Genomic DNA, 26,567 nt, shown 5'->3' on the forward strand with positions numbered 1-26,567 from the left:
TATCGTTAACAGCTATACTCCAAATAATGTAACAGACCAATGAACTTATCAAACCTAAATAAATCAGGTTACCAGTTACCATCATATTGGTGAGTGCCTCCATGTTGATATTTAGCGTTGCAAATTCCGTGGTGATTATGAAGCAAAATGTACGCAAATGCGTACACGAAAGGTGAATTTCATTTTCATTTGCTTTTCTCAAATAGCATGATTATTCTATACATTATAGAACGATGTTCTTTAAATCGCGTCAAAAAAGATCAACTACAACTAGTTGAATATTTTAGAAAATATAAAAAAAGCTTCATCTATTTTTATTCTAAATTCAAAAGGAGATTCCAATCTTGAAATCAAGATCATCAAATAACTCGATAATTTGAATAATCCCAAAGCCGTTTTATTGCCCCTTACCCGCGCTGCTCCGACACAGCTCTAGACCAACAATACCTTAGGATAACTTTCTCTTTACCTTTCGTTTAGCTATAGTTAACACGCTGATCTAAAGCGATGCAAATCTTTGGCCTAGCTGATCTACACCAGGGCCATAACTCAACCAAAGCAAGTACCCAGCAGGCCATAAGCAAGCCTGGCCGGAAGGTGGCCTAAACGTGGCGTAAAGGTGGACTTTAGAATATTTTTTTTGGGGAATTTTTAATCAGATGGATTGATTTGGGATACCATCTCTTTTGATTAACCCAATATACTAAAATTATGGCTATCCGGAATGGAATTAACAAAATAAACGGGGTAAACGGGATCTTGTTTTTTACAAACGCGGAATTAAGGTTATTTTAATAAAGGAAATGGTAACAGCCTAATGGCCTTGGAGATTTGTCGAGACTTTCCTTCTACTTCATCCTGGACGATTCCATAAAAATAATCCTGCATTTGTCTTTTCGGGTTGATCATTCTTTACATCACAATCGCCTATTCGGTGTGCATTGGTGAAAACACTGCCAAATTCTACAAACTAGATTTGTTAAATAAAATGGGATGGTATTTACAGTTGCTTTATCTTACGCGACCGTCTTGTAGATACTACGTAGTCAGCATCTTTCCTGCTATTAAGACCCTGACACTAATACTAAACTACCTAAAGAATAGCGCTAAAAGTCAGATTGTTAATTGAGTTCAAGTTATATCATCCTTAGCATTAACAGGTTAGCAAGAGCTAACGTTCAAAGGAAAGAGCGTATAGTTTAACAAAATCTATCCACAAAAGATGCGATGGAAAGAAAACTTCGATAATTATTTTTCATCGAAATACTGCCTGGATTCGTTAAATGGGCTGTTTTTACTAATTATCATCGAAATCATCAACATTAATTCTAAAAAAAAACAATTAAATATTAGGAAATTAAAATATAAATACATTAATTTTATACAACAGAATAACTATAGTATTACATTAGTTTATACATTAATATTACAATTTGTTTAAATATTATCTTACAATTCTTTTCTACTAAATTTTTAACCTCTAAAAAACCTTCTATGTCAAGCTCATCAAATTCTACCCCATTAGACGTGACAGTAAGTCCGTCAAATCCGCTGTACATCACGGACACTAACAATCAGTTCGGAACAGTAACCGTTTTACCTGGCGGACAAATTTTTGTCCAGACAACAGGTAAAATTTCTATTGCTGTCCTAATCAAATCAACTACTAGCGCTGCGAAAGTATTAGCCGCGCAACAAGCCACCGGCGACATCAACATTCTTGGTGCACCAGGTACAGCGGGCACAAATGGCCAGCCAGGCGGAAGCGGCCAGAATGGCGTTGCTGGTCAGAACGCAAGTTGCAACTGGGCTTCCGGATGTAACGACGGTTCTAATGGTACTAGTGGTGCCCTTGCTGGTAATGGTGGTAATGCCAGTGTTGGCGGCAACGGCGGCGATTCTCCCGCTACTACCATGAACATTGGTAAAGTTATCGGTACTTTCTCTGTTGTAGGCGGAGGCGGCAATGGTGGCGATGGCGGAAGCGGTGGTAATGGCGGCAATGGTGGTAGTGGTGGCAATGGTGGTAATGGCAGCAGTTCAGGAGCTTATTCCCGTGGTGGCTATAACGGCGGTAACGGCGGTAACGGTGGAGCCGGAGGAAACGGAGCTAATGGTGGCAATGGTGGTAATGGTAATGTAATCAATATCACTTACGGAAGTGTGGATCCTGGCTCTCAGCTTATTGGCCATCCTATAGCTGGTCTTCCTGGTAATGGAGGCAGCGGCGGTGTTGGCGGCACAGGCGGCTCAGCCGGTACTGGCGGCTCATCAGGTGGCGCAAACGGAACACCAGGAAATACTGGTTCAAATGGCACATCCGGTTCAACAGGCAGCAATACGGGTCAGACTCCACAGATCAATATTCAACAAGGTGGTTAATTCGTAATTTACGATTGTAACATTCTTCGTTTGCAATCGCAATTTAAACTATTCAAACCCCGCGGCTGATGTTCAAATCAACTGTGGGGTTTATAAGCTCCTAAACCAAAATCTAATTTATCCTGTTCTCTCAACCTTAAAACTTATATGATTCGTAGTGTACGCCTCGGCCAAAAAGTTCAACGGCTTATTTCGCTTGCTGAGCGACTCCAACCTGCGGCTAACGCTTTAACAGATAGCTGTTACCAGCTTCTTGATTCTGATTCTGGTTCTGAAGATTTTATTACCGGCGCTTCATGCCTGAACAACGACGGTTCACCATTACAGCTTTGCCTTACAACTTCCGGCAAAGGAACATCGCTCCGCGTTATTGGCGATCCAGGCGCATTTCATACTGCCACTGAATCACGTTATCATTCATCCATCAAAACACTTAGGCATGCTATTGACAGCAGCGGAAGCAGTGACCTGAAAGCAGTTGCTGAAAAGACTATTGAAATGTTATTGCCAAAAAATAAGGATGACCGCACCATTTACAAACAAGGATTCGTATGGATTGGCACGAGCCCGCAACAGGCTGGAATTGCTTTCTACCTGGAAATGGCACCCCTTAGCGAGGAAAAAGGATGGAATACTGTAACCGCCTGGCTCAAAGCAATTTTACCTTCGGCCAATGATGCAATAACCATAATAAATAAATTAAAGGAACACTGTATTGTTGCAAGTGCGGGATTGGAAGGGAGCACGCTTGAAAATTCAAGGGCGAAGATCTACTTCCGGATGCGCGAGACTACAGACTTTCAGCATTTAGGGATCGACCTGTTTTCATCTCAAGAAATGAAAGATTTCCTTGCCATTTCAACAGAAAAATATAAAACAGATTTGAATGGGTTGGTGATGAGTATTGGCTTTAATCTCCTAACCGGGGCTCATGCCGACGTAAAAGCAGACTTGTGTGGCCATTGCCTCAGATATACTTCTGACGAATGGTCATCGATTATTAGCCAATTAACAACGCGATTTTTACTTACGCCTGTAGATACCGGCATGATGCTGAACTGTCAGGAATACCAGATAGCTTTCATTGGGTTTGGACTAACCACGGATCAAAAACCAAGGTTGAATCTATACCTAAAGCATGATGTACAAAACGGTATGCCGGAATCAGATGAAATATGGGGAGCGCTCAAAGATTCGATGCGGTACCTCCTATCGGTTCAAAACGAAAATGGCAGCTGGGACGATTATCACTTGCCTGTAGGTACATCAGACCAATGGGTTACCGCATATGCAGCACAGGCACTGGCCCAGTATGGCAAAAAAAGCGGCAATAACGAAGCTATTAATGCTGCAACCAAAGCTGCCAGCTGGCTAGCCGAAAAAAGAAGTTATCATTCCGGATGGGGATTCAATGCCATGACAGGACCTGATGCAGACTCAACTGCAATGGCTGTTGCATTATTCGATGAACTTGCACTTCCCGTTGCAGCGGCTGACCGTTTATTTTTCCGGGAACACTGGCGGGAAGATGATTGTATTGCCACTTATACCGAACCTGATGCATGGGCCACAGGTCATTGGGATGTTACTCCCTGGGGTTATCACGGAATGTCTACGGAAGATAGGACCACGTTTCTTGATCCGTTTCAAAAAGCTTTACACACCCACCGGATGGACAACGGCTTTTGGCGTTCCTACTGGTGGCGAAACCCCTATTACAGTACATTCATAACGTTGGAAGTACTGGATCGCTTGGGCCTACAGGAACCGCTGGACACTTATGAATATGATGTATCTTCTATTCAGATAGACAATGCTTTTGATCTTGCCTGTTATATCGGTATTGAATGCATCAGAGGTTATGCTGATGAAAAAATAGGCACTCATCTTCGCACCTTGCTCAACTGGCAGGCACACAATGGGCAGTGGTATGGTTCGGCAAATCTCCGCGTGACAGATAACTTCTGTTACGAGCCCTGGAACAATCCTTCGGGAACATACTACGAAGACAAGAGGTCCATTATTACAACTGCAACTATCATGCGGGTACTTTCGAAAATTATTCCAACAAAAGCACCACACAACAGCAGCGTTATATATAACTGGATGTGATTTTCATTTTTTTAATCCAATAAACTATGGCACAAAATGTATTCGTTGACCAAAAATATAATGCAACTTTCCAGGAGCAGGGATATTTGGTTTTGGATCTTCTTAGCACAAAAGATATAGCAGACTTAAAGTCGGTTTTTACAGCCGTTGAGGTGCAACATACGTTTGATATTGTCGCTTCTGTGGTACTTCAGGATATTGAAATGCGGCGTTTCATCCATCAAAACATCTTACCGGTTTTTGAACGGAGCCTGCTTCCTGCACTAAATGAATATAAATTTGTTTTAGGGAGCTTCGTGGCCAAGCGCGCAGACTCAGAATATGGTAAGTTCCCGCTGCATCAGGATCCCACTTTTGTAGAAGAAGAAAATCACACAGGACTTAGTATCTGGTGCCCGCTCGTTGACGTAGATAAAACCAATGGCTGCCTTGGCGTTTTACCTGGAAGCCATCGCTTAAAAAATCTTTACCGTTCACCTACCATGCTGCCTTATCCCGAATGGATAGACACTATTGAAGCCGGACACATGCATTACATTCCTATGAAGGCTGGACAAGTGTTATTCATGAATACGAGAGCAATCCATGGCTCACCGCCCAATTTAAGCATGGCCATCAGACCCGTAGCCGCAGGTGTGGCTATACCAGCCCATTTACCGCTGCTTTGTTGTCATGTAGACGAAGAGGCAGACCCCGCACAAACAAGTGTATTCCATGTTCCTGATGACTTCTATCTGAGACATATGATGACAACCCTGCCCAAAGAAGGAACCTGTTTTAGAACCCTTCCAAAACAAATAGAACAACTTTCCCTAGAAAAGATAGAGAAACAGTTTACTGTTTTGAATTAAAATACTAAGTCTACATTTTTTAGCCAAATAACGCATCTCCAACTTCAATCACTAAAAGTTCTCAAATAAAATCCAACCTGTTATGTCTACTAAACCATCAAATAATGGCAGCGGTGCTGCTCAATCTGAAGTGCCTGCATTACACTCTTTTGAGTTTGATAAAACGGCAATAGGCAACATTAAAAGCAGCGTCAATAAATTTCGCGGCTGTGTATCAATGCCATTGGATCTGATGACTTTACCGGGGCTCGAAGGCCTTGATGTAAAGCTATCTGTTCTTTATTCCAGCAATATAAAAAACAATTTAAATACCTGGAATACAGAGGCTCCTACAGGCATCCTTGGGTTGGGCTGGCAGATGCCTATTGAAATGATTACAGTAGACAAAGGAGGAAGTGCATCGGTAACGTCTGACACCTACTACCTGGTCTCCGGAGGCAGCTCCAACCCAATGGTAAAAACCGGTGAAACCGTAAGCGGCAACTGGATATTTCAACTGCGGAATTTTCAGTTTTGGTCAGTACAGTATAATCCTGCACTAAAGATTTGGATCATTATAAAAGAAGACGGGTTCACCTACACTTATGGCGCGGGAAACGATACCGCTTCAAATGCAACCCAATGGGGTATAAGCTGGGGAAACTGGATCGGTTCCAGTAATGTTGGCGCAACCCAGGTGCTCTATCCCACGTCCTGGAATCTCGCATCCATTGTAACGCCAATGGGCAATTCAGTTAACTATCAATACATAAACGTAGCACAGAAATTAATTTCCTCCGGACTTGCGTATACACAGGCCTCTTATTTGGGAAAGGTAATTGACAGCTATGGCCGGGTCATTACTTTGAATTATGGAAATAAATTCGGCATCCTTAATCCTGGTAGTGCAAGCGACGGCACTCCAATTGTCGAATACCAGCCATTACATACCCAGATAGCGCCCCCCTCTCCCAACGCCTATCAAGACAGGTATGAAACCTATTTTTTAGATTCTGTCGACGTGGCAGATGCAGATGGCAACCCACTCTCGGGTATGAAGTTCACCTACGAATTCATCAATAATACGGCATCATCAGACAGCAATTATTCATTGATGTACAAACGGTGTCTCCAGTCGGTGTTTCAGTACACAAATAACGGCGAAACACTTCCGGCAATGAATTTTGAATATTTCCCGACAAATCCGTCCAGCATCAACCCTGGCGCCCTAAGTGCCGTTGTATATCCCGAAGGCGGCAAAGCGTCATTTGAATACAAGGCACAAACCATAACATCTACTAATTCATCAAAAAAAGTACAACTGCAAAATCCGATCACCGGCAGTATTCCCCGAGTTTGGTTTGGTTCCAATTACGTTGTATTCACTTACCAGAGCAGCAACCAGGTACAGGTAAAAATCCAATCGTGGAATGGACAATGGGTTAACCAAACCATCAGCATTAGTAAGACTGTAGCGACCGGTAGCCTGATGGTACAAACAGCGGAAAATTTCTTCGCGCTTTCCCTCCGCAATAGTTCCACAGGCAACGATGAATTGTACCTGTTCCGTAACGATGACGCAGGACAGGACTTAAAATTCGGAAACTGGGTTATGTACAATAATCAGCCTTTCGTGCTTACCGTAAAGGCCAATTCAAAAGCTCAGTCCGTTTTTGTTGGAGGAGACAGTTTTGTAATGGCTTATAACACCGATTATACCACCACCCGGGTACAGGGATTTTCGTATAACTGGCAGGATGGAATGTGGAACGGGAACGGATCTCCGCTGTTGCCAAATTCTTCTGATTGTGTACTGGCTGCCATTACCGCAGCTCAGAATTTTTATGCAGTGTCCTGTTATCTCCCGAGTTCCCAACAACTGAAAAATTATCTGTTTTACCGCGCTTTAGATGGCACATGGAACGCCGGCAGTACATGGACTTTAAGCAATATCGATATAGTAGTGGATCAGCCAACCAATATGGCCTTCCTCGCCGTAAGCCCCACGCCAAGCTCATTGGTACTTACATTTGCTACAACTACTACCGATACGGCTATTAATTATAGCCTTAGATTATTTAACTGGAACGAGAATTTCTTTGTCCTGAACACGTCATCACCAGGCACTGTTGATTTGTCTTCTCCAATAGTAAGCGGAAATTTACTCTATCAAATATTCCAGACATCTATTGTTGGATCCACCGTAAATAATAATCTCGCACTGTTGCGGGATGCAGGCGGCGATCAAAGTTATGGCTCGGTTTGGAATCAGAAAAGCTTTTCCTCTCCTGGCGCTACAATTGGTTTGAACATGGCCACTGGTGAGGATATATCCATTCTATCTCCTGCCAGCGGTTCTGCAGCAAATCAATGGGCAGCGTTCAATCCCAATGCCGGCTCATGGTCTATTTTGTCAAATGTACCATCCGGGACTAACCCGAGTATTTCGGGGGATTATATGACGGTTGGAAAAACCGTTTATTTCCGCGGCACAGACGGCAGATGGCGGGCATTACCAACACAACTCGGCAGTTTCAATTATCCGCAAAGTCTCCAAAACCGGGGTCCGAGATTTATTAGCTACCAGGATGCCAGCGACAATACAGCATCGTCCTACGTAGCAGCTTTAAAAAATGGAAATGCACAAGTGCCGCAAAAGCTGAATAATGTAAAATCATATGTACCCGATGGCACCGCCGGGACACTGTTGGTTGCCGGCCGCTTTCTGGTCACCTATCCTTCGTCTGCAGCTTCTTTCGATGCGAGCCCGACAATGGATTTATGGAACCTGGATGAAGTTAATTTCAATCAATCGGTGACGGATACACCCGTGGCATACCTTGTGATTGAGGATCAGTACGACACCACACAAAGTTTTACACAATCCTACTACTACAACAACTCCCCCGAATCTCAAATTGTTTACAATGCCTTAATGGGCGTGGCGCAGTATCCACTGGTAATTGTAGTTCCCGGTGTTAAAGAGAAAGTTGCCTTACCAACATCCACACCAGAAGGAAGCAGTCAGTTTTATTATTCCAACGGACTGGCTCAGCAATCGACGCTTTATCCTTCCGGTGGGCTCCAGAATTTTCAGAATATTCTTAATGGAATTCAACTGGGCCAAAAAGATTTTGCAAACGACGGCAGTCTCGTATCGTCGCAGCTGAATTACTGGACCGTCTATCCAAAAGATGTTTCCGGTAAATATCTTTTAGGCGGATATGCACGTTGCGAAAAGACGGCCAATATGAAAGATGGCATTGTACAATGGTCAACAGGCACTTATGACAAGACAACCGGCGTATTATTATCTCAGGAGAAATCTTATTATGATGAAGACGGTGTGCAGAAAAATCTCCGCATAGAAACCTTATACGCTTACCAGGTTCCGGCATATGCTGCTTCGTTCAACAAGCTGCACATGTTCTCTACAGTGGCTATGACAACCCAAAGTGTAGCGCCGGCAGATAATAGTTCAAGGAATTATGTGAAGAGCCAGGCGACCATTTTCCGTAACTGGGCGAACAGTACCGTGAACACCGATTGTACTGGTGCCGGTTCGTGCAAACTGGCTGCTTATCAAATTTTTGACTGGACGACGCCAGGCACTGTGGCACCACAATTCCCATCCGACACGCAGACGGCTGCATGGCAATTAAAGACTAAAATCATTTCCAGATCAGGTACCGGTAACCTCATAACAGAGCAGATAGATGGCAATGGACTTGTTTCGTCATTCATTTACGATAAAAACCAGCAGTCATTAGTTGCCAAATTTCCAAATGGCAGTCTATCGGGAAATGAAGTGAGCTATTATGGTTTTGAAACTTACGAAACGCCAATTGGCTGGGTAATTGGATCTGGTGGGACTGTTGTTCCTAATAGCCAAAATACCGTGGTGGATGCCCATACAGGCACTAATAGCTTAAGCATTACAGCCGGAAGCACCGGCGCAGCAGGCGTGCAAGGCTCATTTACCCCTATCCGCCAGGATCAGCAATATATATTTTCTGCCTGGGTTAAAAAACCCTCAACATTTAACAATAGCGCCGGTAATGCCTCCTGGCAAATATCGGTTGCCGGCGGCACCCCGTCTGTTCTCAACTTCCCCGATACCGTTGGTCAGTGGGTGTATGTATCCCAATTAATTGATCTTCCCAACCCGAAGGGCACTGCGCAGATTACAATTATTTGTGAAAATGCGAATACATCCTGCAACGTGCTTGTAGATAATCTGCGGTTCACACCATTGGCATGTACCTTCGAGGCTTACAGCTATAATAACACTTTAGAACAGCCTACAGCCATACTTGGCGCAAATGGCGAAATAAGCCGTAAAGTATTGGACAGTTTCCAGCAGCAAATTTTATCCACCAATGCGGCAGACAGGACTTCAAAAATTCAAAATGGTTACTTGTCCCGTAGTGGAAACCTGGGGGTATTTGCGCCCACAAACCCTAATTCTTCACTTACTATTACCGGGACCAATGGCGGCGAGCTCACCGAATTTACACATGGCCCAGAATGGTCGTCCGTATGGCAGCAAGGAGCCGGCAACTGGAGTGTAACTGGAACCGTCCTTACGCAGCAATCAGCTGGCACAGCAGGCTCGCTCACATATGCCGACGGTAATTTGACCTCAGATTATGCGTTGGATGTTGAATTCAATCTGCTCGAAACGCCTGATGCGCCATTGGGAATCCACCTGGGATCGGTACTTACCATTCAGTGGAATCCGCAATTAACTTCCTGGCAATTGCTGGATTCGACTGGAGCAAACGTGCTGCCTGCTGTGGATGCACGCGCATTTAACCTTCCCCAGAATCCGTTTGCAGCCCAGCTTGATGCAGGTACCTTGTCTGCTGCTCTTTGCATTGCATTTAATAATGCCGGCTTCCTGCTTCCTGCAACATCTACTATCAGCACAGGCGCTGCCACGGGCAAAGGCTGGACGATTACCAGTCCCGACAACGCTTACCGTTATGCGCTGAAACTGGATGGCGCTAATATAGCAGTATATACCATGAACAAGCAGTGGACATTGCTTGCCGGCCAGTCAACCGCTGTTTTCTGGGCAGATGGAAAAATGATTTTCAGCTATACAGCATCTGCTAATTTTTCTGGTGTACCCACCATTTTCTTTGGCAACAAGGCAGCCATTTCACAAATCGCTACAGCAGTAACACCAATGGCTGCTATCTCATTCGACGATGCAAATGGCAAAAATATCCAGGCGCAGCAATATGCTGGCTCACAAATGGTGGTTGGTCAGCTGGTGTCCGACAATCTGGGCAGAATGGCCATAAGGACGAAACAGGCATACATTTCTCCCCAACAAAACCCAATGTTTAGCTACTGCAGCGATTTTGCCGCCATGAACTGGACTGCAGGAACCATGACAGGCCTAGTGAGTACGGCCTACCCTGCTGATAATGGTTACCCATTTGCAAGGCAAACATTTGAAACATCTCCACTTGCCCGAGTAGTCCAGGAAAGTGTACCTGGCGAAGATTTCAGCGTAAATGGTGGCAAATGCACCTATACGAGTTATAGTGCTGTAGCCGGCCAGCCGGGAGTTATGATTTATTCGAAAAAGACAACAACGAATCCCAACGGCAACGTTTTCTACGAGGTAAGCACATTGCTTGATCAGGTGATCCAAAATGTGTCTGCTAACGGCACCGAAATCAGAAATGAGACCGGCTTTGATGATGCTGGCAACCCAACAATTGTCCGCTCTCCAAACTATTTCAACCCACCTGCCAATTCTGTGCAAAACGATTGGGTGACACTACAGACTTTTGATTATTTAAACCAGCTACTCACACTGAAGCAAGGAACGAATGCGCCAGCTACATTTATCTATGACCAGGCTGGGAATATTCGCTTTAAACAGGATCCGCAGGGAGCAGCAGACGGAAATTTCATTTATATAAAATATGATCTCCTCTCCCGCCCAGTTGAAACCGGCTACATTGCGGGAACCTGGAACCAACAACAGTTGCAGCAATATGCCAATACTGACCCACTCTGGCCACAGAATACGCCGACCTGGAGACAAAAGAACGTGTATGATGGAGGTGGTATTGGTTCAAATGCAATCGGCAGAATTTCTTCTATGCAAGCCAATAATGGTACTACCGGAACCGCAGATGTAACAGAAAACCTCGCTTACGATATTTTTGGCAATGCAATTTCCGACACCCTGACCGTGAATTCTTTTGATAGCGGTAACGATCGGGTTGTTAATTACGAATACAATGATTTTGGCACCATTACCCAAATTCAATATCCGAATGAAACCTATGACTATTCTATATTTTACCAGCTAAATTCATTGAACCAGATTACCGGCATTACAGACGAGATATCATCCCAGACACCGGGCCAATCGGGAACCAGTACGATCGGAAATTTCAGCTATGATGCAACGGGTACACCTTTGGAAAATCATTTGGCGCTCGCAAATGCAACTATCAAACAGACCTATGGTTTCAATGCACCAAACTGGTTGCTGAACATCAATAATCAGAACCAGGCAGGCTCAAGCCTTTTCCAGGAAACCCTTACTTATACATCGGGAGGCTATGGTGGCGCAGGATATTTTGATGGCACCATTGCCTCTACTGCTGCCCAGGTTAGTGGTCAGGGTAATGACCAGCTACAGTATGCCTACGACTCCATAGGCCAGTTACAGAACGCGAAAGCCCCGACAAACACAGCTGCCGGCCAAGGCGCGGCACCCGATGTGAATTATGATGCAAACGGTAACATACAGAACTTTTCGGGCAGCAGTATTTCGTGTGCCTACGCCTATAACCAGGGTAGCCAACAAGTAAACACTATTAGTGACATCAATAGTTCACAGGTGATCGCACAGTTTGGCTATAACCATAACGGGAACGCCATTTTCATGACCACAGCTGATTCAAAAATCAGCAAACCATTTGCCCTGGGTTTTACTTACGACCCTGCTTCTATGCTGGCTGTAAGTATTACAGATACCACACAGGGTGGTGCCACGTTGAATTTCACTTACGGTTGCCGTAACGAACGATTGCTAAAAACCGTTACGGGAGGATCTACGCCCGCAGGTACAAAATTATATGTCCGGGGTACGAGTGCAATGCCATTACAGGAGATCTTTATCAGTGCAGATGGAAAAACAAGGTCCTCTGTGAATTATGTCTATGGTCCTGGTGGACTTATCGCTATGCGAAAGTTTGACGGTACTACTCTTGATCTGTATCATATCCTAAAAGATCATCTTGGGTCTGCGAGGGCGGTTATCGATCTCACTGGAAATGTGGTTGCCTCATACGAATACCTCACATTTGGCGCTTTGTCGAATGTCAATGAGCCGAGTACCGGGTTCCTGTCTTATCTGTACACCGGTCAGGAATTTGATTCGGAAATAGGGTTGTACAACTACAGGGCCCGTTTCTACAGTGCTGCCATCGGAAGATTTATAGCAACCGACCCTGGTCGCCAGTATTTCAGTCCTTATATCTACGCATCCAACAATCCGGTATTGTTTATTGATCCAACCGGTATGTTCTCCATAGGTAGTTTCTTCAGTGCCATCGGAGGGATAGTTATAGGAGCTGTAGAAATCCTGGCAGGTGTTGTTATCGACGTGGCGGCCGCAGTTATCGATGTACTTACGGTTGGATTGGGCACACCAGCTTCCGTTGGAATGGCGGCACTTTCCGGCTTTTTCTACGGAGCCGGTGTGAGTTCGATTACCTATTCGGCTTTTCACTTCGATGATTTTAGCTGGAAAGATTATGGTATCCAGATGGGCATTGGTGCGCTTACCGGCGCATTAAGCGGAGGTTTTGGAGCTGGTTTGGGTATTGCAGCAAAATCAGCCCAGGTAGCACTTACAGAATTTACGGCTACAGCGCGCGCTGCCGCAGGAGTGTTAGAAGTTTTCGGTCAGCCTGGAATGGCAACAGCTGTAAAGGCAGGAGCATGGGTTACCGAGAAAGGCGCAGCGCTTGCAGGCTTGGCTGTTAATGGGCCTGTAGCAGCCGGATGGGGAGCTTTAGCCAAGGGAATTGGAACCGGGATGATCAAGAGCGAGGCAATTGGAATTTCCAACAATACCATCAGTAACCTGGCATTTGGCAATAACTGGGATGCTGGTCTTGGCCAGGTTGTATTTAGCTCGGCACTCAGCGGATCAATTGGAGGATTGCAGGTTTCAAACCGGATCAGATATTGAGTACCTTATTGAAAATTGCCTTTGAAGATTTAACAGCTGACATAACGCTATTTTTCATTAATGCACAAATAATTAACTGACTTGTATATGCCTATAGAATATTTCTTTCCCAAAGCATTTTATTATAAGGATGAACTCATCAGTGAAGATGCGAATGAGCGGCTGGTCGAAGCCGCTCATTCGCTAAGGCAGGAGTTTCCATTGTCTACAAGGTCCAACCTGTACACTACATACGGTTCTGTCCCAGACATTTTTGCGCGCAGCGAATTTAGTGTTTTGCACAATGGACTGATTAATGAGATCAGCCAATATCTTGATATCCTGGAAACCCGGCCGGGCAACAAGTACGCCATCTCCGATTCATGGGTCAGTATTTCCTCCCCTGGAAATTATGAACGTATGCACACACATGACGGATCTTACATCAGTGGTGTTTATTACATCAGGACGGCCCCGGACTGTGGTGATCTTTTGTTTGAAGAGCTATCGGACAATTTATGGGCATCAGCCCGTACAAAACCCGAAACCTTCAATACGGTAAGGTATGCACCGAAGGATCGGCGTCTTATTTTGTTTAACAGCAAAATACCGCATTCAGTAGGCCAGAATCTTTCATCAAGCGAGCGCATTGCGCTAAGTTTCAACATTATCATCGTATAGCCATTTCGCAAAAATGTCTTATTAAGCCCCCATTCAACGCTGGCTTTCTGAAGGAGCTCGCGAAGCGCAGAAACCAACAAAATGGCCGGGTAAACGCATTCGAAAGCTTCAGGGCCAAACAGGATCCCAACAATCTTTCCTGAAACGATTATGTACTGGCTATGCTTAGATAACCCAAGCAGCCAGACATTCTTAAATAGTCTGGTATCCAGGTTGATGAATGCATCGCCGGAATATCAAACTATTTGTCGTTTAATTGTGTCCATAACGACCATCATTTTTTTTTAATTATTGTTTCTTCAAACTCGTTAGCAGGTAGGCAATAACCGAGTTTTCAAGCCCATTGGCGAGATCTGTCAGCTGCATTGAAGTACGGAGATAATTGCAAAATCCCTTTATGGAAAAATGCTTGATATCGATGCATTGGAGTAGCTGAAAGCCAGCGCCGATGCATAGTTTCGTATAATTATTTATATCAGTAATCAGGTTTGCAGCTGGCACAGACCAGTTTCCAACCCAATCGGTATTATTCAACAACATGTCCGAAAAAATAAGTTGACCGCCTGGACGAAGTTTTCGGTAGGCGCAATCAAGAAAATCTTTTCGGGTATCAAAATGAAATGCAGCTTCAACACTGACGATTAAATCAAAATATTCGTCCGGGAATTCCATTCGTGTAGCATCCATCACCCGGAAATCAATACCGGCATGAGCCTCCTGTGCAAACGAAATCTGCTTTTCAGAAATATTGATACCAACAACGTGCGCGTTGCCAAACCGTTGGGCAATGACACTGGAACCCGTTCCAAGTCCGCATCCCGCATCCAATATCCTAATGGGATCCTGCTGCATTGCTACCTGATCAAGATGTTTTATGACGAGCGCCTCGCATGCAGCTTCCAGGGTTGCATGATTGTTGGTCCAATCGCCTACATTATAAAAACCTGAATTGCCATACATGGCTTTCATGGTTTCAGACAGGATCATGTGATCGTACCTCTCAATAAAACTACCCGCAGTGGTCAATTCATTTTTCATGATTCCAGTTTATATCCAATAAAATAGAAGATGGCCCTCTTTGAACGCTGAAATGACTCCAGCTTATATGATCAGCAACAGGAGCGTAAGTGCTCACATGCGCAAAAAAACGGTGCAGGCCAATACCGCCCTGAATTTGCGCAAGTCTCGCGCCTATACACCTAAAAGCACCCGCGCCAAAACCAAGATGGTTTGGTCTTCTGGTCAATATTAATTGATCCGGGTTGTCAAATTTTGCAGGATCCCTGTTTGCCGCACCTATGCTAATGAGCAATTGGCTACCGGCAGGAATAGTAGTGCCGTGAAGATGTATCGGTTCCTGAGTAATTAGCAAAACGGATTGTAGCGGAGAGTCATAACGGATCAATTCATCCACGCTACTTATCGCAAACGGCAAGCTTTCGCGAAGCATTGACTGGTCTTCAGTTCTGCCTTGTAATGCTACCAAAGCATTTCCCATAAAATTCATCATATTCTGATGGCCGGCATAAAAAAGTAACACCATCAGTGAAATTATATAAGAATCATTCCGGTCATCAGCTGGCACAACGGCGAGGATAGCACTGCACAAATCCTTACCAGGTGTTTGGCGTTTCAACCCGATCAGCCTTCGCAGCGTGTCGATGAATGTTTTTTTTTGTTCGTCCCCACCATTTGTCCATGATTTTTCATCAATAAAACTCAGGTATCCCCCTTGCAAGCGACTCACTATTTTGGAAAACGCATCCACCTCTTCTTGTGGCATCCCCATTACCCGGCAAATCGTTCCGAATGTAAACGGATGGGCATAATCACTCATGAATTCCATACGGGAGGAAAAACGAAGCGCATCGAAAATTTTATCTGCCTGTCGCTTCATGTCATCTTCATCGACTTGGAGCGTTCTGGCAGCAAGTTGGTGCATGATCTGCTTGCGAAATGCAGGCGTATTACCGGGTGCCAGCGCATGTAATGTTTGCGCAATGGCTTTTTCAACCGGACTCAAATACTGAAAAGTTCTGCTGTCCTGCCCCCAATGCGAACAGCGGGGATCACTTAATAACATCAGTGCATCCTCATAGCCTGTGATCATCCACATACCTTCGGACGTTCTAAAAACAGGTTTTTCCTGTTGAACCCATTTATACCATGGGTAAGGATCAGCAATTGAATATCGAGGTTCGTCTGCGTTTATTATCATGTTATAGGTAATGGAATGACCAGATGGCTTAAATTTAGAAAATCAGATATAATGTAGAACAGCAGAAAAACAATAAGACACCATCCATTCTCTTCGTAAATATAAGTAAATTTAATCAACCCCTCAAGCCAAATACCATGGAAGCTTTGGAAAAGATCGATACGTACGGATCACTAAGCTCTCAAATAAACAAATAGTTGCTTAAATAAACTTATCGTGTACCAATTTCTACCTTGCCACCATTTTTAAACAGATCGTGGGAGATGAAATATCCGTTATTTGCTTTCCCGTTAACTTTAATGTTGGTGATCCCCCTTCCCTTCCCAGGTTTGGTTATCGTTAACAATTTTCCTGTACTGGTTTTCCATTTTACCTCATCAAAAAGTGGAGCAGTAACCAAATATTCGGCATCAGTTGCGGAGAATGGATACAAACCTAAAGAACTGAATACATACCAGGCCGACATTTCACCAGCATCATCCATTCCCGAAAGTGCCAAACCATCGCTTCCTATACCATATAGCTCATTTAAGATTTTGTCGATAATTTTTTGTGATTTTTCTGGTTTCCCGATAAACGTATAAGCAAAAGGAGCTTCATGATCTGGCTGATTTCCCTGGCAGTATTGACCAATCATGGTTTCTACATTCCTTGCAATATATTTCGGGTTCCAGGGTACAGTAAACAGGGAATCTAACTTGGATTCGAACCCTTTTGCACCACCATATAGTTCGATTAAACCTTTCATGTCATGAGGTGCATAAAACGAAACCTGCCAGGCGTTGGCTTCCCTGTACATGTATTCGTAATAAGGGTATTGTGGATTAAAAGGTTTGATCCAATCGCCATTCTCTAATCTGCCCCTCATAAAGCGTGTACTTGGATCGAACATATTTTTATAGTTTTTCGATCTCGCCATCAAAGTGCGGTAATTGCTGCTATCACCCAGTTTTTTGGCGATTTGGGCCAGCGAATAATCATCGTAAGCGTATTCCAGCGTTTTAGAAACGCCTGCCTTGGCTTTGGTTTCGACATGTGGATTTTTAACCTCAGGATCAGAAATATAACCCTTTTCGATATATTCTTTCACAAATGGACGGGCGCCACCATCTACATTGGCATTACGTAATAAAATTTGATATGTCCCCCCGATATCGAAATCATCTATTCCCCTCAAATAAGCGCCTGCAATAGAAGATGCGCCATGGTCGCCGTGAAAAAACGTTGGGATGAAACCTGTTTTATCGCCAACCTCTTTCATGGATTTAATCACGTCAAGCGTAACCTTAGGCGTAATTAAACCCAGCAGTACATCCTTATTGCGATAAGTGTCCCAAAGGGAAGGTTCGGTATAATAGTCGAAATTCCCCTTAACAACATTGCGCTTAGCATCTTTAAATTCCCCGTTTACATCACTCCGCAAAGCTGGCCATAAAAAAGACCGGTACAAACAAGAATATAACATTTGCTTCTGTTTTTCGGTGCCACCCTTTACCTGTATGGCAGATAAAAGTGTTTCCCATTTTGCAGTCGCTTCATTGCGAGTCTCCTGAAAAGTCTTGTTGCCAATCTCTCGTTCCAGGTTTTCTTTGGCATTAGCCGTACTTACAAACGATAAGCCGATTTTAAGTTCCACAGGCGCTGCACCGGCATCGGCCAGATGGATAATAGCGTAACCAGAACGTTTGCCCACATCAGTCTGATCAAGTTTTTCGATCTTGGCATTTACCGTTGCATAGAAATATACATTTTCGCCACCTTGGAAGCCCTGTACAGCAGAAGTACCAACTTGCTCGATATTCCAGGTAGAAACCCTGCTATTGGCCTTTCCCATGTCGAAAAGAATCTGTCTGTTATTGGAGTTTTTATATTCATATTGATGGAATCCACACCTCAAGGTTGAAGTAAGCTTCACGTTAACCTTATAGTCTTCAAGATAAACCTGGTAAAAACCTGGTGCTGAACTTTCATTTTTGTGCGAAAATTTCGATCCGAATTTACCGTTGGCATTAGATAGTGGTAGAATTGGAATGTTGCACAGGTTCCAGTGCCCTTTATTGGTGTGCGCGAAGCCATAGATAGTGTCGTCTTCATATTCGTAACCAGCACCAGATCCAAATTCGGTAATCGGACTTAACTGCACCATAGCATTGGGTAATGAGCTACCTGGAAAAGTTAAACCTGCCCACGATCGCCAGCCCTGTGGCAACTCATAGCCTAAAATTTTAGGATCGGTTAAGGGCGCTGTGCCGATAAAAGTATTTACATACTTGGTAAAAAATGTTTTGGATTGACTTTGAACAGTATAAACACTCGTAAGGCTCAAAAACAAGATTAAGGATAAGAATTTGGTTAGCGATTTCATTTTACATAAAACGTTTTAGTGTGTTATATCAAATATAGAAAATCTATTAAAATCCAATCAAAAATATCATAATAGTTACCAATTAAAGTTTGCTGATGCAACTACTGAATGCTTAAATAATTGAATAGTATGCCAATAATCGATAAGCATTCGCCTATTAAGTCCATAGCACAATCGTTTGATTATCTATATATTTGACTACACACTAATCAAATAATCCACATGTTCTTTAATTGCAAGCAAGTTATTCTCTGCACGCTAATCTCATTTTTAGCTTTTAGTTTTTCTACACCTATTTTTGCTCAAAAGAACGAAAAACCATCTTTATTGCTTTGGGACAACAAGCCTGCAACAAAATGGATGACAGAAGCCTACCCCATTGGTAATGGTCGCATTGGTGGTATGATTTTCGGCGATGTAAATCAAGAACATATTCAGTTTAATGATAATACGCTCTGGACAGGAGATGAAAATGATCGCGGTATGTACCAGGCTTTTGGAGATATATTTATTGATTTCGATAATAAAGAACAAAATTTCAGCAATTATACACGGAAATTAAATCTAACGGATGCGGTCCATTCCATCAGTTACACTCAAAATGGAAACAGTTATAAACGTGAATATTTTTGCAGCTTTCCGGATAAAGTAATGGTTTTAAGGTTAACTTCTGATCAGAAAAAATCATACTCGGGCACGGTTAGCCTTAAAAACGCACATCAGGGCAATATCACAGTAAATGGGAATACCATCCAGTTTACTGGAAAGTTATCCAACGGAATGCCTTATCAGGCCACTGCTTTGGTTAAAATCGAAAATGGTAGCAGCCATGCAGTTAAAGACAATGATGGCGAAAAATTAAAAATAGAAAATGCCGATGCCATAACCATCCTCTTTACAGCGGCTACGAATTACAGTAATAAACATAGCGATAACTGGAAAGGAGAAGAACCGGCTTCAAAGATAGACCGCATCCTGAAACAAGCAACTGCAAAATCATATTCAAGTCTTTTAAAAGCACATATTGAGGATTACCAGCAATTATTTAACCGTTTGGCTATTAATTTAGGTGAGCATGATATTAATAACAACAGTTTGCCAACTTATCAAAGGCTTATCAATTATAAGAAGACGCCTGATCCGGCCTTAGAAGCGTTGATTTTTCAATACGGAAGATACCTTCTGATCAGTTCATCAAGACAGGGAGGTTTACCGGCCAACCTGCAGGGGCTTTGGAACGAAAGCAATACTCCGCCATGGGGCAGCGATTATCATTCTAACATCAATATCCAGATGAATTATTGGCTGGCAGAGCCGACCAACCTTTCTGAATGTCAGCTCCCATACCTCGATTACATTAATAGCATGCGGGAAGTGAGTGCTGTAGCCACACGTAAACAATATCCGAATACCCGTGGCTGGACCGTAAAAACTGAAAATAATATTTTCGGCGGAATGAGTTTTTTATGGAACACGCCTGGTAGCGCGTGGTATGCACAAGCACTGTGGGAGCATTACGCTTTTACAAAAGACAAGGATTATCTAAAGAATTTTGCTTACCCAATTATAAAGGAGATATCGGAGTTTTGGGATGACCACCTGAAAAGAAGACCAGATGGGACTTTGGTATCGCCATTAGGCTGGTCGCCAGAACATGGGCCAACTGAAGATGGCGTAACGCACGATCAGCAAATTGTATACGATCTCTTCACCAATTATATAGAAGCAGCCGAAATTTTAGGCATTGATGGTGATTATAAAAAACACATTGCAGATCTTAAGGCTCACTTATTAAAGCCTAAAATTGGCAAATGGGGGCAATTGCAGGAATGGGAAACCGACCGTGATGATCCCAAAGATCAACATAGACACATTTCTCATCTGTTTGGTCTGCATCCAGGGAGAGAAATCAGCACCATTAAAACACCAGAACTTGCCAAAGCCGCGAGGGTAACTTTAACTGCACGTGGCGACGAATCGACAGGATGGTCTATGGCCTGGAAGATTAACTTTTGGGCCAGACTACAGGATGGAAATCATGCCTACAAAATATTACAGAACTTCATTACGCCAGTAGGTGGCTCAGGTACCGATTACAACAAAGGTGGCGGCATTTACACCAATCTTTTCTGTGCACATCCACCGTTCCAGATTGATGGAAATTTTGGTTATACTGCGGGCGTTTCAGAAATGCTCTTACAAAGCCAGGCTGGTGAATTGCAATTTTTACCTGCCCTGCCCGATCAATGGTCAACAGGAAGTATCCAGGGTTTAAGAGCAAGAGGGAACTTCGAAATTACCGATCTGCAGTGGAAAGATGGTAAAGTCATAAGACTGTCGATCAAATCGTTATCAGGCGAAGATTGCATTGTGAGGTCTCCTAATACGTTAAAACCTAAGCTTAAAGGCATCGATGAAGAAAAATCAGGAAATGACTTTAAATACAGTTTTAAAACACAGGTTGGAAAAGTATACAGTTTTGAAGGCTAAATGAAATTAGTGAATGATTGAGTTTTGAATGATTGAATGTTGGAATAACATGTTAACTATTTCCTCATTCAATCCTTCACTCATTCTCTAATTTTATCCTTCACTCATTCAATTATTCCCTTCCAAACATTTCTCTTCCAATTTTCGTTTAATCATAAATAGATTTTGTTATGAGCACATCCGATAAACTATTAACCGAACATAATGCTAAAGTTGTTGTCCTTGATTTTATCAATGCATTAAACACCGAAAACTTTGAAATGGCCAGAGCACAACTGCATGATAATATGACTTTTAAAGGGGTAATGGGCGAAAGAAATGGCGCAGATATTTACATCGAAGACATGAAGAAAATGAAATTCAAATACGATGTTAAAAAAGTATTTGTAGATCAGGAAGAAGTTTGCCTTTGGTACGATATAAACATGGGTAAAAGCACCATATATGCCTGTGGTTGGTACCAATTAGCCAACGAAAAGATTAAATCGTTCCAGGTGATTTTCGACCCGAGACCAATTTTATAAGATTAACTTATCTATGCAACTTTAATCCCGAGGGATTTATTTTCTAAATCAATATGACCGTATCGTCATTTCGACCGTAGTGGAGAACCCGAAGGCTCTACGAAGTAAAATCTTTTAAATTTGATATCAATAACTTGGTACAAAGATCTCTCCATTTCGCTTCGCTACAGTCGAGATGACGATCATTGTATTGGAGTCTGTCAATGGTAGCAAAGCTTCAGGATTTTTACCGGTTTTAGATACCAATACATTTCTCTGTTCTATTACGTTTCATCTAATAACTATCGATCAAAATGACCGATTGTAATAAACATTAGCAAACCTGTTTGAGTTTCTTTACGATGATGTAACCGGTTTCCAACTGAAAAAGAAACATTAAAAACTCATCCGTTTCACTGATTTCAATACTTTTAACTGTGCCAGATTGGCCCTTTCCATTTGTTATAACCTCTCCTATTTTAATTTCTAAAAGTGTCGAAGTAGGCAAATTATCATTTATTATTGTCATATTGTAAAAGGTAAGTTCAGTGTGAATATGTTTTTTTAGACGTAAAAGATACCTTTATGGGCATTGGCAATTTCTGATATAATGTATGGAAAGATAAAACAAAGCCGTATTGATTGGGAATTGAACTGAATATCAAAATCAGCCAATAACACCAATCAATACGGTCGGTTATATTAAACTTTTAATAAAGCTGGTTTTTCATGGTAGGTTCTCCAAAGTAACTCACCAAATAAGGTGTTAGACCAGGCAAACCAAGCCCTTGTAAAGTTCGCCGGGTTATCTTTATTGAAAGACTCGTGCATAAAACCCTTGCCAGCATGTGTTTTACGTAACATATCGATGCAGGATTTAATCTCTGCATCATCTTTCGATGTTAAGGCACGCATGGTGATACTCATTGGCCAGATCATATCCTGACCAGCATGTGGCCCACCAATACCCTCAGCAGCTGTACCTTTAAAGAAATATGGGTTATCTTTAGAAAGCGCAAATTTCCTGGTATTTTGATAAATCGGATCTTCAATTTTCATCGCACCTAAATAAGGTAAGCCCAATAAGCTTGGCACATTAGAATCGTCCATCAGATATGAGCTTCCAAAACCATCTACTTCAAAGGCGTAAATTTTACCATATTTTGGATGATTAACGATAGCGTGTTTCTGTAGCGCTGCACTCACTTCATCAGCAAGGTTTAACAAACCGCTTTCCAAAGCCTGGTCACGCTGTAAAGCTTTAATCATTTCAGCCGCCTGTTTTAAGCTCGATACCGCAAAAAAGTTAGAAGGAACCAGGAATGGAAAAATGGTGGCATCGTCACTCGGACGAAATGCCGAGCAGATTAGGCCAACGGGATTTACAGGAAAACCGTAACCAGCCATTGGTAATGAATCGGTAGGCTGGGTAGTTTCCCGCTGAAAATGGTATGGTCCTTTATCCGTTTTTCGCTGTTGTTCTTTAAACGTTTTTAAAGTAGCTTCAATTCCTTTTTTCCAATTGGTATCAAAAGGTGTTTTATCTCCGGTTTTTTCCCAGTAGTGGTACGCCAGGCGGATGGGATAACATAAGGAGTCTATTTCCCATTTGCGCTCGTGCACACCGGCTTGCATGGCAGTTTTATCAGTTTTCCACTCGCCTACCTTAGTAGGATCGCCATAAAAAGCATTTGCATAAGGATCTTTTAAAACACACTTAGTTTGATGGATAATTACGCCAGCTATTAATTTTTTAAGTGGCTCATCTTCATTTACAAATTGAAGATATGGCCAAACCTGTGCTGAGCTATCGCGCAACCACATCGCATCAATATCACCGGTAATTACATAAGTATCTGGTCTACCCTCTTTTTCTGAATGGTAAACCGTAGTATCTAAAGTATTTGGAAAACAGTTTTCGAACAGCCAGGCTAATTCGGGATTTTTAACGTTTGCCTGGAAAGTCTTAATTGCGGCATCTACAGCTTTACTTTGAAAGTGTCGTTTTGCGGCAGCTACACGTACCACAGGGAATTCTGGTGCAAGATTAGCAGCAAAAGAAAATTTCGATGCGACAACTCCTGCCCCTAACAAGCCTGTGTTTTGTATAAATGTTCTTCTTTTCATTATGATGTGTTATGATATTTTGGTTTAATTTCTACTAAACGAAATCTATCCATTATCAATTATGATAAATAGTAGTGGTCAGATATTATTCGGTTAGCGCTTAACAAATATTATTATAATTTTTCGAACATCAAAATCATTATAGTCAATTAAGCTATTCCTAAATCGATTTTCTTCTACATCGTATTGAAATAGATTCAGATCACATTTTTGACGAAAACTAAAGGTAATAATTATGTCAGTAAAAATAATTCGGAATGAGTATATTTAAATAACCAAACCTATTCTTATGAATGCTGATAACAATACCCTATCCAAGCGAATTTTATCCATCGATATATTACGCGGATTAGTGATGATCATTATGGCGCTGGATCATACGAGAGATTTCTTCCATGTAGGGGCCATGACCGGCGATCCGCTAAATCCAGACACCACTACAGGAATGCTATTTTTTACCCGTTGGATTACACATTTCTGTGCACCAACCTTTGTTTTCTTATCAGGATTATCGGCCTATTTATCAGCACAGCACAAAACAGCGGCACAGGCGAGCTCATTTTTATTAAAACGAGGGTTATGGCTAATACTGATTGAAATTATTGTGATTACTTTCGGATTAACGTTTAATCCAACCTATAATTTTATTATTCTTCAGGTGATCTGGGCTATCGGCAGTAGTATGGTATTCCTGGCATTAGCCAGTCGCATTTCGTATAAGACCGTACTCATAATCGGCCTGATATTGGTTTTCGGACATAATCTTTTTAATTTATTCCCTGCTCCAACAGACTCCAACGGTGGTTTGATCTTAAAAATATTTTTCACGGCATCAGGAACTGTTGTACCGCTTTCAAGCAATCACCTTATCGGTGTATTTTACGCCATCTTCCCATGGACGGGTGTAATGTTTGTGGGCTATGGAGTTGGTGCATGGTATAAAAAAGGTTACGCTGCCGAACGCCGGCAGCGAAATTTATTAATTATAGGCTTGCTAACCATATTTGTGTTTATCTCCCTAAGGCTGATCAATATATATGGCGATCCTGCGCCGAGAAAAGAATACCACGATTTCTTTAAGAATCTACTTGCCTTTTTTAATGTAAGCAAATATCCACCATCCTTACAATATACCGCCATGACTTTAGGTCCGGCTATGCTATTTTTGGCTTTTACTGAAAACCTGAGCAACCGGTTTACCAGAATAGCTTCTGTATATGGTGCTGTCCCCTTCTTCTATTATGTACTGCACTTTTATTTGTTGCACACCCTCTTAATTGTGGTATTTTTTGCCACAGGACATACTACCAAAGAAATTGTGCAGGTACCATTTTGGTTTAGGCCTGCAGCGTTTGGGTTTAATTTGCCAATAGTATATCTAATCTGGTTTTGTGTAGTCGCCTCTTTGTACCCTCCATGCAAGTGGTTTAAACGATATAAGGAAACACACCGGCAATGGTGGTTAAGCTATGTTTAGCCTTTTTTCCATTTTATACCACAGCCAACAGCTTTAGTTGATACAATTGCAGGCTTTTTACCAATCGATAATTCGTTAACTGCATTTTTAACGTACTCCACTTTTGTACTGTTTACTTCTTCCGGATCGTTATCTATGGCACCAATGTACTCAACCACATTTCCTTTGTCGGTTTTGTTCAGCACAAAAACATGTGGTGTTCTGGTTGCACCAAACTGTTTGGTTACCACATGATCGGGATCTAACAGATAAGGGAAATTGAATTTCTTTTCTGAGGCCAAAGCTTGCATTTTTTGAAAACTTTCGTCCGGAACGGTACCTGCATCGTTCGGATTAATAGCTATTACTGGATAACCCTTTGCAAAGTAAGTGGTGTTTAAAGCCGAGATACGCGCTTGATAAGCTTTTGCCACGGGGCAAGTATTACAGGTAAAAACAACAATATAACCCTTTGCATCCTTGTAATCGGCCAGCGTAACCATTTTGTTATTTACGTTTTTAAGCGAGAAATCTTTTACTACATCGCCCACTTTATAACCTTCAGTCTGTGCAAATGCGAATCCGGGGATCAGCATAAAAGCCATTAAAATCAATCTTTTCATAACGATCTATTTTAAGTTTAACAAAGTATTTTTCAGTTCAGTTTCTGTAAATTCTTTCTCATAAAAACGCCTGGCTTTCTTATTTACAAACAGTGTAGCAGGAATAGCACCCGACCATTTTTTGTCGATCCGTTCAATATACTCTTGCTGATCGGGTTCGTTTAAAAGAAATACTTCGGCATTAATTTTATTGTTCAACACAAATGGAATCACTCCCTTTTGCAATTTTGACTTGAAATCTAAACTCACCAAAAGCACTTTAACTGGCTTTTTTAAATTGGCTAAACGTAATTTCTCGAAATTCGGCAACTCAGCCACACATGGCGAACACCAGGTTGCCCAGAAATTGATTACATAGGTTGTATCTTTTCCATTGGCAATGCGTTTATCCAGATCATCCAATTTGAGCAATTTCACCTGCGCAGCAGCTGAATAAGTAATTAAACATAAGCAGATTATAAAAAATATACGCATCAATGGATAACGAAAAATAATAAAGTTTGTTTTATTGATTGGAGCCTAGAAAAGTGATCGTCATTTCGACTGAAGCTCACCGATTTTTCATCGGGAG

At 42.3% G+C, this 26,567-nt stretch carries 15 protein-coding genes; 8 read left to right on the forward strand and 7 right to left on the reverse strand.

What is annotated here, in order from left to right:
* Nucleotides 1–1,494 precede the first annotated feature (1,494 nt).
* The 5 genes from J7E57_RS09215 (at nt 1,495) to J7E57_RS09235 (ending at nt 14,214) form a co-directional block, all read left to right on the forward strand.
* Nucleotides 1,495–2,382: a hypothetical protein gene (locus tag J7E57_RS09215; protein ID WP_215127288.1), complete on the forward strand. Its 888-nt coding sequence runs from the start codon at nt 1,495–1,497 to the stop codon at nt 2,380–2,382.
* Nucleotides 2,383–2,529: 147 nt separating this feature from the next.
* Nucleotides 2,530–4,494 (forward strand): hypothetical protein, encoded by a 1,965-nt coding sequence (locus J7E57_RS09220; RefSeq protein ID WP_215127290.1) that lies wholly within the window; start codon nt 2,530–2,532, stop codon nt 4,492–4,494.
* Nucleotides 4,495–4,520: 26 nt separating this feature from the next.
* On the forward strand, nt 4,521–5,345 hold the full coding sequence (locus tag J7E57_RS09225; protein ID WP_215127292.1) for a phytanoyl-CoA dioxygenase family protein: 825 nt from the start codon (nt 4,521–4,523) through the stop codon (nt 5,343–5,345).
* An 82-nt stretch (nt 5,346–5,427) separates the two neighbouring features.
* A complete protein-coding gene (locus tag J7E57_RS09230; protein ID WP_215127294.1) occupies nt 5,428–13,554 on the forward strand; it encodes an RHS repeat-associated core domain-containing protein in 8,127 nt (2,708 codons plus the stop codon).
* Nucleotides 13,555–13,641: 87 nt separating this feature from the next.
* A complete protein-coding gene (locus J7E57_RS09235; protein ID WP_215127296.1) occupies nt 13,642–14,214 on the forward strand; it encodes a TIGR02466 family protein in 573 nt (190 codons plus the stop codon).
* Nucleotides 14,215–14,502: 288 nt separating this feature from the next.
* On the opposite strand, the gene J7E57_RS09240 is transcribed toward J7E57_RS09235, so the two are convergent.
* The 3 genes from J7E57_RS09240 to J7E57_RS09250 form a co-directional block, all read right to left on the reverse strand.
* Complete coding sequence (locus J7E57_RS09240) at nt 14,503–15,252, reverse strand: SAM-dependent methyltransferase (RefSeq protein WP_215127298.1); 750 nt, start codon at nt 15,250–15,252, stop codon at nt 14,503–14,505.
* Nucleotides 15,242–16,432 carry a cytochrome P450 gene (locus J7E57_RS09245; RefSeq protein ID WP_215127300.1) on the reverse strand — a complete coding sequence of 397 codons (1,191 nt, stop codon included), beginning with the start codon at nt 16,430–16,432 and terminating at the stop codon, nt 15,242–15,244. The genes J7E57_RS09240 and J7E57_RS09245 overlap by 11 nt, the downstream gene beginning before the upstream one ends.
* A 211-nt stretch (nt 16,433–16,643) precedes the next feature.
* Nucleotides 16,644–18,797, reverse strand: coding sequence for a GH92 family glycosyl hydrolase (locus J7E57_RS09250; RefSeq protein WP_215127302.1), 2,154 nt, complete (start codon nt 18,795–18,797; stop codon nt 16,644–16,646).
* A gap of 222 nt (nt 18,798–19,019) precedes the next feature.
* On the opposite strand from J7E57_RS09250, the gene J7E57_RS09255 reads away from it, so the two are divergent.
* Nucleotides 19,020–21,287 (forward strand): glycosyl hydrolase family 95 catalytic domain-containing protein, encoded by a 2,268-nt coding sequence (locus J7E57_RS09255; RefSeq protein WP_215127304.1) that lies wholly within the window; start codon nt 19,020–19,022, stop codon nt 21,285–21,287.
* A gap of 170 nt (nt 21,288–21,457) precedes the next feature.
* Nucleotides 21,458–21,811 carry a nuclear transport factor 2 family protein gene (locus tag J7E57_RS09260; RefSeq protein ID WP_215127306.1) on the forward strand — a complete coding sequence of 118 codons (354 nt, stop codon included), beginning with the start codon at nt 21,458–21,460 and terminating at the stop codon, nt 21,809–21,811.
* A gap of 313 nt (nt 21,812–22,124) precedes the next feature.
* Here J7E57_RS09260 and J7E57_RS09265 read toward each other — a convergent pair whose 3' ends face one another.
* A complete protein-coding gene (locus tag J7E57_RS09265) occupies nt 22,125–22,319 on the reverse strand; it encodes a hypothetical protein (RefSeq protein ID WP_215127308.1) in 195 nt (64 codons plus the stop codon).
* Nucleotides 22,320–22,492: 173 nt separating this feature from the next.
* Nucleotides 22,493–23,917, reverse strand: a complete 1,425-nt coding sequence (locus tag J7E57_RS09270; protein WP_215127310.1) for a glycoside hydrolase family 125 protein — start codon at nt 23,915–23,917, stop codon at nt 22,493–22,495.
* Nucleotides 23,918–24,206: 289 nt separating this feature from the next.
* On the opposite strand from J7E57_RS09270, the gene J7E57_RS09275 reads away from it, so the two are divergent.
* A complete protein-coding gene (locus J7E57_RS09275; RefSeq protein WP_215127312.1) occupies nt 24,207–25,394 on the forward strand; it encodes a DUF1624 domain-containing protein in 1,188 nt (395 codons plus the stop codon).
* Here J7E57_RS09275 and J7E57_RS09280 read toward each other — a convergent pair.
* Both J7E57_RS09280 and J7E57_RS09285 read right to left on the reverse strand, forming a co-directional pair.
* On the reverse strand, nt 25,391–25,996 hold the full coding sequence (locus J7E57_RS09280) for a thioredoxin family protein (RefSeq protein ID WP_215127314.1): 606 nt from the start codon (nt 25,994–25,996) through the stop codon (nt 25,391–25,393). The genes J7E57_RS09275 and J7E57_RS09280 overlap by 4 nt on opposite strands.
* A 6-nt stretch (nt 25,997–26,002) precedes the next feature.
* Nucleotides 26,003–26,470, reverse strand: a complete 468-nt coding sequence (locus J7E57_RS09285; protein ID WP_215127316.1) for a TlpA disulfide reductase family protein — start codon at nt 26,468–26,470, stop codon at nt 26,003–26,005.
* Between the last annotated feature and the right edge of the window lie 97 nt (nt 26,471–26,567).

This window comes from Pedobacter sp. ISL-64 (assembly GCF_018613605.1).
GTDB lineage: Bacteria > Bacteroidota > Bacteroidia > Sphingobacteriales > Sphingobacteriaceae > Pedobacter.